At 43.3% G+C, this 9,112-nt stretch carries 5 protein-coding genes; 3 read left to right on the top strand and 2 right to left on the bottom strand.

The window, feature by feature from the left end; all coding sequences use genetic code 11:
- Nucleotides 1-199 precede the first annotated feature (199 nt).
- On the top strand, nucleotides 200-1,099 hold the full coding sequence (locus NEPTK9_RS08185) for a type II TA system antitoxin MqsA family protein (RefSeq protein ID WP_194848347.1): 900 nt from the start codon (nucleotides 200-202) through the stop codon (nucleotides 1,097-1,099).
- A gap of 114 nt (nucleotides 1,100-1,213) precedes the next feature.
- A complete protein-coding gene (locus NEPTK9_RS08180; protein ID WP_194848346.1) occupies nucleotides 1,214-2,140 on the top strand; it encodes a type IV toxin-antitoxin system AbiEi family antitoxin domain-containing protein in 927 nt (308 codons plus the stop codon).
- Nucleotides 2,141-2,246: 106 nt separating this feature from the next.
- Here NEPTK9_RS08180 and NEPTK9_RS08175 read toward each other — a convergent pair whose 3' ends face one another.
- A complete protein-coding gene (locus tag NEPTK9_RS08175; protein WP_194848345.1) occupies nucleotides 2,247-5,036 on the bottom strand; it encodes a valine--tRNA ligase in 2,790 nt (929 codons plus the stop codon).
- A 159-nt stretch (nucleotides 5,037-5,195) separates the two neighbouring features.
- Between NEPTK9_RS08175 and NEPTK9_RS08170 the strand changes: the two genes are divergently transcribed.
- On the top strand, nucleotides 5,196-7,520 hold the full coding sequence (locus NEPTK9_RS08170) for a tetratricopeptide repeat protein (RefSeq protein ID WP_194848344.1): 2,325 nt from the start codon (nucleotides 5,196-5,198) through the stop codon (nucleotides 7,518-7,520).
- 189 nt (nucleotides 7,521-7,709) lie between these two features.
- On the opposite strand, the gene NEPTK9_RS08165 is transcribed toward NEPTK9_RS08170, so the two are convergent.
- A complete protein-coding gene (locus NEPTK9_RS08165; RefSeq protein ID WP_194848343.1) occupies nucleotides 7,710-8,687 on the bottom strand; it encodes a hypothetical protein in 978 nt (325 codons plus the stop codon).
- Between the last annotated feature and the right edge of the window lie 425 nt (nucleotides 8,688-9,112).

The following is a 9,112-nucleotide window of genomic DNA, read 5'->3' as shown; positions in this document are numbered from 1 at the left end:
GCTGAGTCTGTTGTCTCAGCAAGGGCACCTGTCAACGTGCCTATGGTAGCAGCAACTGCGCTAGCTACAAGCTCCTTCCTTTAGGGAGGAGTAGTTGACGGCATAGTGAATACCTAAAGAAGCAGATGTACTTGAAGTTCTGCATCAAGGGTGGAGTTTTTTATTATGTATCGTTACATAAAAGTAAATATCCAGAAGGGTGAAAAAAGAAATTATGAAGTGTTTGGAATGTAATAAAACTCAGTTTGTTGAGCAAAAAATTCGGTTTACTCCCGAGATAAAAGGAGAAACTGTTGAAGTGATTGTTCCGTGTATGGTTTGTAAAAGCTGTCAAAGCCCCCTTATGAACACGGAGCAAATGAATGTTTTAAGACGTGCTTCAGCCGATAAGTATAGGGAGAATCATAGCCTCCTGACCTCTTCACAGATTATTGCTTACAGAGAGAAGTTAGGGATGTCCCAGTCTGCTTTTGCTCGTTATTTAGGAACTGGTGAAGCAAGTATTAAGAGATGGGAGACATACTATATACAGGATATGAGTCAAGATGAACTTATTCGTTTAAAATGTGATGAGGCAGCAGCAGAGATGAACTTCTTAAATGTCCACTGGAAAAGGGATGAACCAACTGTATATAGTGGGAATGTAAAGTTCAACTTGCAACTTTTCAAAAATGTTGCCTTATACCTTGTAGAGCATACCAAAGAATCGATCCTCTTTCTGAACAAGCTGCATTTTTATGTGGATTTTTACCACTTTAAGAAATATGGGGTTAGCTTAACTGGAGCTCGGTACACCCCATTAAAGCTTGGTCCATGTCCTGATCAGTATAGTCCCATTTATGAAGCTTTGGTTAGGGGAGGGTATCTCAAAAAAGTCAATAATCATGCATACAAGGCTTTAGTGCCATCAGATCCTGCACTATTTGAAGATCGGGAAAAGGAGACCTTAGAGTTTATATTAAATCTATATAAGTCCTTAGGAGCGCAAAAAGTTCTCAAGACTTCGCATGAGGAAGAAGGTTATATAAAAACAGAGGAAGGGGCATTCATTAGCTACGAATCTGCTAAGAACTTACACATTCTGAAAAAAATGCAGTAAATTGTGCAGCAGTTGCTGCACAATTAGAAAATCCTTGACAGTTCCTATATCTTAAAAGTATAATGAAATCAGATAAAATAGCAAAATATATATTTTGTCTGATTAGGATATACCATGGGTGAAATAGCTGGAATCGGAAAAAAATCTCGCCTAAAGCTGGGTCAGGTTCTCACTTATTCTAAGGGGGTTATCAAAGCCTCTGATGTCGCGAAAATACTTAAAATAACGACTAAGCAAGCATCTTTGCTCCTTTGCTATTGGGAAAAACGGGGATGGCTCTATAGGGTTAGACGTGGAGCATACCTTCCCATTCCTTTGGAATCTACTTCTTCAGAACTTGCTATTGAGGATCCTTTTATTTTAGCTACAGAGCTTTTTTCTCCCTGCTACATTGGAGGTTGGTCTGCTGCTGAATATTGGGGGTTTACCGATCAGATTTTTCAGACAATTGCCGTTGTAACGGGGAAGCATTTTGATCGTTGTACGCAAAAGATCGGGATGACAACTTTTTTGCTCAAAATGGTTCGTGAAAATAATCTATTTGGATATGAAACCGAATGGCGGCAGGGAGTACAAGTGATGATATCAGATCCAACAAAAACGATTATTGATATACTTGAAGATCCCTCGTTAGGAGGGGGGATTCAATGTGTATATGACTTGTATCGGGAATACCTCCATTCCAAGCACTTTGATTTAGAAAAGCTAATAAGTTACGGAAGCCTTTTAGGAAACCGAACGATTTTCAAGCGTTTAGGATTTGTTACAGAGAAGCTAGTAGGCGTTCAGAAAATGGATGATGATGTTTTAGAAGAGAGTTGGATCTTAAGAGAAAGTTCAGCATCGTCGAAAAGCTTTTCTAGCTTAGAGTCAAAGCTTTCTAAACTTATTGAAGAGTGTCACTCCCGTATAAGCAAAGGGTATTCTCAGCTTGACCCAGCTACCCCATCAAAAAGAATCTCTACAAAATGGAGGTTGCGAGTTCCAGATGAATTTCTTTCACCCTCAGTCTCTGTGCGCTTCATGGCTGAAGCAAATTAGAGAAATCGGTAATCAAAAATAGTTACAATTCGGTGCTATGAGCTATTTTATTGAGCAAGGGCGTGTGTTATTTTTTTACAACCACGAGAACAGAGAGAGGAGGGAGTTAGAGCTGCTTAAGCTTTTCCTGCGTTGCGGCAAGCTTCTCTTCAGTTTCGCTTAGGGCGCTTTTCGTCTTATTCACGAGCTCGGCAGGGGCCCTTTCCACAAAGTTAGGGTTGCTGAGTTGTTTGTTTAACGAGGCAATCTGCCCAGTGAGTTTTTCCACTTCCTTTTCCAGTCGCTTCTTCTCTTTTTCTTGGAGCTCCTCGGGAAGAGGAATGAGAATTTTGAGCCCTTTGACGAGGGCGGAGGAGGTAAAGCCGGAAGGCTTTTCCTCGGGGTTGAAGGATAGGGACTGGGTCCGGACAAGGGAAGAGATGATCGAGCCATGAGGCTCGATCGCCTCTGTTTTTCCTTCGATAATCACATCGGTTTTGGCTCCTGGGGGAAGTTGCATCTCCGCCCGGATATTTCGGATCGCGTAGACGATTTCATTGAGGAACGCAAAGGTCTCTTCGATTTCGGGGGAGATATCCTTTTTATTGATCACCTTGGGGTAAGGGGAGACGATACAGGCAGGGGAGAGAAGAGCCTCGATGGCTTCGGCGGTATAGGGATCGGCATTGGAAGGTTTGATGTGGGGAAAACGCTCTTTAAGCTTCTGAAAGATCTCTTCGGTGATGAAGGGGGCAATGGGGTGCATGAGGCGGATCGCTGCGAGGAGGACGATGAGAAGGACCTTTTGTTTGTGTTTGCTCGCTTCATTTTTGGCAAAGAGGGTTGGCTTGGCCATCTCCACATAGTAGGCGCAAAACTCATCCCAGAAGAAGGTATAACTCCGCATCGCTGCCCGGTCAAAGTGGTATCCCTCAAAGTGGGTTTTCATCTCCTCGATCGTTCGATTCAGGACCGAGAGGATCCACCGATCTTCAAGAGCAAGGGGGCCGAGCCCCTCTTGGAACTCTTCGGCGGTCAGGGTGAGGTTCATCAGGACAAAGCGGGAGCCGTTCCACACCTTGTTAGCAAAGTTCTTAAACTCTTCGAAGCGGCGACGGTCGAGATCGATCTGGGGACTGTGGGTCGCACTTGCAGCAAGCGCCATCCGCATCGCATCGGTTCCATAGGTGTTGATGATTTCGATAGGGTCGATCACATTTCCTTTCGATTTCGACATCTTTTCCCACTTCGAGTGGACCTCTTTTGGGGGAGTGGTGCCGAGATCAAAAGCTTTCTTCTCTTCCAAAGAGGCGTATGTGATCCCTCCCTCTTTGTTTTCTCGCCAGTAGGACTTTCCAAAGATGAGTCCCTGCAATGAGGTTTCTGCAAAGGGGGCCTCTCCCATCACATACTCTCCCATCATGATCATCCGGGCGACCCAGAAAAAGAGGATGTCGTGGCCGGTAATGAGGGTCGAGTTGGGGTAAAACTTTTTCAGCTCATGGGTGGTGTGGGGCCACCCGAGGGTGCTAAATGGCCAAAGGGCTGAGGAAAACCAGGTATCGAGAACGTCAGGATCTTGGCTCCACCCTTCAGGGTTTTCAACCACCTCAGGGGGACGTCCCGTCCCTTCGTAGCAAATGATCTTTCCCGATTCATGCTTCCAGATCGGGATCCGGTGTCCCCACCATAGCTGTCTTGAGATGCACCAGTCGCGGAGATTTTCAATCCAATGGAAGTAGGTGCTCTCCCAATTTTTCGGGATGATCTTGACCCGCCCTTTCTTCACCGCATCGATCAGCTTCTTCTTAAAGGGCTCCATCTTGATGAACCACTGCTTCGAAAGATAGGGTTCAATAATTGCCTTGGAGCGGTAAGAGACTCCGACCCGGTGGGTATAGGGGTCGATCTTTTCGAGGTGACCAAGCTCTTTCATCCGAGTAACCACATGGCGGCGGGCCTCTTCCATCGAGAGCCCCTCATACTCGAGTCCATTTTCATTCAGGGTGCCATTCGAATTGAGAATATTGATCAAAGGAAGATCGTGCCGTTTGCCCAGCTCCCAGTCGTTAGGGTCGTGAGCGGGGGTAATCTTAACCACTCCCGTTCCAAACTCTGGATCGACATAATTATCGGCTACAATTGGAATCACCCGATTCACAATGGGGAGGACCACATTTTTGCCGACGAGCTTCTTGTAGCGGGGATCTTTGGGAGAAACAGCCACCGCCACATCGCCAAGCATTGTCTCGGGACGGGTCGTTGCAATAGTGAGGTGTCCCTCACCCTCTTCTAACGGGTAGCGGAAGTGCCAGAGCTTGGTTTCCCGCTCCTCATACTCGACCTCATCATCGGCCAGCGCCGTCTCGGTCACTGGATCCCAGTTGACCAGATAGTCTCCCTGGTAAATGAGCCCCTCTTCATACATCTTTTTGAAAAGGGTCCGGACAGCCAGGTTGGACTCTTCATCCATCGTAAACCGCTTCCGGAGCCAGTCACAAGAGCAGCCGAGTCGTTTCAGCTGACCGACGATCCGATCCTCTGACTTTTCTTTCCACTTCCAGACGTGGCCCAAAAACTCTTTCCGCTCAAAGTCGCTCCGCCGCTTCCCTGTCTTGGCGATCAGGTCGCGCTCCACCACTGTCTGCGTCGAGATGCCGGCATGGTCGAGCCCCGGGACCCACAGCGCCTCATAGCCTTCCATCCGCTTCCATCGGATCATTACATCCTGAAGGGCATTGACCAGAGCATGTCCCATATGCAAAACCCCCGTTACGTTGGGAGGAGGCATGACGATGCAGTAGGGCTCTTTATCCGAGAGGGGATCGACATGAAAAACCCCTTTCCGCTCCCAGAAGTAATACCACTTCTCTTCGGTGACGTCAGGGTTGTAGGCCTTTGGCAACTCTTCTTCCATAGGAGACTAGCTTAAGGGAAATCAGAGAAAGTTTCTAGTTATTTTTGTCTGATAATATTGTTTTGGCAGGGTACCGGTATTAACCTTGGATAAAAGTCGACTCTTGAATTTTTTTGGGTATGCTCATAAAATTAAACTTTTTTATCTTAAAGGATATCAGTGCCGGGAGTATTTTTTTCTAAAGTCTTAATAGAGCAAGAGCAACACCTAGAGGTGCCTTCTAAAAAGCACTTTTTAATTAAAACTCTGATGATCTTTTTAGGGTTAGTTTTTCTTATCACGATCCTGTGGCATTTTTGGCCTTTAAGTAAAGAGACCTCTTACTTCGGATTGCCGGAATCTCCCTCTACTTTTGTGGGCCGCTCGGAAGAGCTTCAGTCTATAAGTAGTGCTTTGAAGAGGGAAGGGCGGGTCCTTATTACAGGGATGGGAGGAATCGGGAAGACAACCTTAGCCCTTGAGTTTGCGAACAAACAGTCTCACTATGATTTTATTTGTTTTATACCGGCAAGAACTTCCGCACTGATCAAAAGGGGACTTTTAAACCTCTCTAAAGAACTGGTTTCCTATCCGGCAAAGCCAGATGAAGCTATTGATGCCTTAAAACACGTTCTAAAAAATGAGAAGAGAAGGTTTCTCCTTATTTTTGATGAGGTGGATACCCAAGAGTCTTTTGACTATTTAGAGGAGTTCCTTCCTCGTCGACTAAAAGAGGTTCTCATTACCTCTAGGATCCCTGTCCAGCTCAAGTGGATGCACACACCTTCGATTCCATTAAAGACTTTTACCGATGAGGATTCTGAAACCCTCTTACTTTCGTTATCAAAAGCAACTAAGAGCAAGGCAATCAAAGGATTAACCGATCGGTTAGGCCATCTTCCTTTAGCACTGACTCATGCAGCTGCCTATATTCGAGAAAGGGGAATTAGCTTTGAAGCCTATTTAAAAGCTTTTGAAAAGCACTGTGTCGATCTTTTTGAGGGGAAAAGGCTTCCGCTAAGTAAAGATGAAAAAACGGTTCTGACTACATGGGAAACCAGTCTGCAAACCATTGAAAATGCTCATAGAGATACTTTATCAAGACAGGTTATCTCTTTTATTTCTTTAATGGGGCGTATGCCGGTTCCAACCTCATTGATTAAGAGCTGGGTAGCCGTTGCTTTTCCAGAGTTATCATCTGTTCAGTTTGAAGATGCCTTAGGATATCTTTGTCGCTATTCTCTTATTTCTCCATCTTCCTCAGACTGCTATACGATCCATCCTCTTTTAAGACAGGTGATCAAGCATAAGCTGAGTCAAGGTGAGAAAGCACAAATTTTTCAGCAAGCCCCTAAAGCCTTTAACCATCTTTATAAAAGAATGGATCAAAAGAACTTATTTAACATTGTTGACCATGGCATTTTTGTTGCTCACAAGGAAAACTCCGATGAGGGGAGCTCACTGTTAGATATTTTAGCTCACCTGCTCTTGGACCATCTTTATGTTGGGAACTATGAAATGCTTTATCTGGCTAAAGAGGTTTCGGAATATCTTAAAAAACACCCCTCTCTTGGGATAGAAAGAGAGGGGCAGAATCCCATTCACTTGGCTTTGCGCTACAGTTGTATCGGTGCAATTTTAGATCTTGAGACTGATTACAAAAAAGCGACAGAGTGGCATAAAAGAGCGCTTAAAGTCTGGAGGGAGAAGCTTCCCGAAAAGGTAGACCATCGCTTAGTTTCTATTTATAGCAATTTAGCCTATAGCTTAGGGACTCAGGGCAAATACCACGAGTCCCTTAAGTACCACTCGATTGCTTTAAAGCTAGGACTAGACCATCTGAATTATGACCCCATTAGGATTGCTTCGAATTGTATTTGCATTGGATATAGTTTGCTCTACCTAGCAAATTATCAAAAAGCTTTAGACTATTTGACCCTTTCTTTGGAACTTCGGAAAAAGGCTTTAGGGGATGACCACCCAAGAGTTGCTTCTTGCTATGTTTGCATAGGGGATGTTTATAAAGGATTAGGAAAGTTTGATGAGAATCTTAAGTACCAAATAAAAGCACTTGAAATTAGGAAAAATGTTAGTATCAATAAGGATTACTATGAACTTTCCTCGAGTTATAACCGAGTTGGAGTGGCCCTTTCTCATTTAGGAAAATTCAAAGAGGCCTTAAAGTATCAACGTAAAGGTTTGGAAATCAGCCAAAAAGTCCTTATTAAGGATCACTATAAAGTGGCTCTGATCCATAAAAGCATTGGGCTTTCTTTGATCCACTTAGGTGAGAAAAAACAAGCAAAGCACCACTTAGAAAAAGCTTATGAAATTTTAAAAAAGAACTTTGGAGCGGATGATCTTCGCACAAAAGAGTGTCAGCAGCTACTTAATGCACCAATTCCTCTTGAGAGCTTAAGGGAAAAAAAGAGTCCGGTTCCTTTAAAGGCTAAAACTCTTAGAAGGCTTGACAAACAGTGGGAACAACTAAGAGCCTATCTCTAGCCCGCCTTTTTCTTTAGCGCCAGAAAAACTTGTATGGATTGTTTCTCGGCTCATCCGGGGGATTTGATGTAGTTCCCCGGAAAATGGTGCATCGGTCTGTTTTATTGGGTGGTTATAGCAAACCTCCCTTTGTTAGGTATAAGAAGCTCCTTGTTTCTAATAGTCTAAAATCAAGGAGCTTATTATGTTTTAGCCTTGAGGAACTAACCTAAAATCCCTCCTTAAATTGCTGTTATTGGTGTGGGTTCCTCTTTTTTCTGCATATAGATTATCGTTTGCAGAAGAGAGACATACCTCTCTTCCATCCTCTAACGATAGATTCACATACCCTTGCCCAATGGGAGTGATTTTAAAACGACGCCTAGCTTCGGAAATATTTGTATGACAGCCTCTCTTATGGGCGTATAAATTATGCGTGCTTTCAGAAGAAGCGTAAAGCTCCCGTCCATCTTCGAGACTAAACTCAAAGTACTCTTTTTCTCCATCCACAGGGATAACCTTAAAGTTTCTCCGTTTTGGATCTGTATTGGTGTGGGTTTTTCTCTTTTCTGCATAGGGAGTTCTATCCGCAGATGAAACATAGAGTTCCCTTCCTGTTGGAAGCTCTAGACACCAAATATATTTCTGAGTTTGCTGCATGAGACGTCTGATAACACTAACATTACTCATTTGAGCGGTTTTTATTATTTTAAAATCTTGAGGTCCTTTTTTTTCTGCATAGAATTTCTTTTTGATTGAAGAAAAATAAATATTTCGCCCATCAGTAAGGGATAGGTTGATATAACCATCTTTTTTAGATTGAGTTATTTTAAACTGCCTCCTTACAGAATCGGTATTCGTATGAGTCCCCCGTTTTTCTCCAAAAAGCTCACTATTAGCAGAGGAAATATAAAGGTTTCGGCCGTCTATAAAATCAAGCTCAACAAGTCCTTTTCCTATTTGAGTAACATTAAGTTCTTTGCTAGCATTTGATGCAGAATTAGTTTTTATTGGATCGGTTAAAATATATCCTTTATCCTCGTATAATCTCTCCTGATTACAGGATAAGATAATAGAACCTTTTAAATTATTAATTTGCTCCTGGAGGTGTATGAACTTTTCTGAAAACCTCTTTTCTGCAAAAACTTGGTTTTGAGCACTGTTGCTTCCTTTTATTGTTGCTGACATAATTTCTCCTATTACCCCGGAGTGCTACTACTGTCAAATGAGGGGATTTTCGATTTTTCATCAGGTTTATGGGGGCAAAATGACCACATACTCCAATAGAGTAGGGGTCATTTTACCCTCTGAACCTGGAGGAAAAGAAAAATTCAAGCAATTGACAGTAGTAGCACTCCGAGGTGTTATGCGTTCATGAATGTATGCGCTAGTGAGAATCAGGGTTCTCAAAAACGCATACTGTTGAGCTAATTGCAGTGCGCCACGAGGCGCACATAATCTCGCGGTATGAGAAAACCGCAGTGGTAAAGTGTAATCGACAGCCACTAACCAAGTGGCGTGTCAGGAATTAGCTGATTTTCAACATATTTAGGGTTAAGTAAAGTTTCTACTTTCCTTCCTTTGTATTTTTGTGTAAAATGTTTTTTTTTGCA

The sequence above is a fragment of the Candidatus Neptunochlamydia vexilliferae genome, assembly GCF_015356785.1.
GTDB classification, from domain to species: Bacteria; Chlamydiota; Chlamydiia; order Chlamydiales; family Simkaniaceae; genus Neptunichlamydia; species Neptunichlamydia vexilliferae.
Note: the sequence above shows the minus strand (reverse complement) of the source record. Positions and strands in the feature narration are given on the sequence as shown.

Coding starts and splice junctions, on each gene's coding strand:
- NEPTK9_RS08180 (WP_194848346.1), top strand. CDS start 1,214: ATGGGTGAAATAGCTGGAATCGGAAAAAAATCTCGCCTAAAGCTGGGT.
- NEPTK9_RS08165 (WP_194848343.1), bottom strand. CDS start 8,687: ATGTCAGCAACAATAAAAGGAAGCAACAGTGCTCAAAACCAAGTTTTT.
- NEPTK9_RS08175 (WP_194848345.1), bottom strand. CDS start 5,036: ATGGAAGAAGAGTTGCCAAAGGCCTACAACCCTGACGTCACCGAAGAG.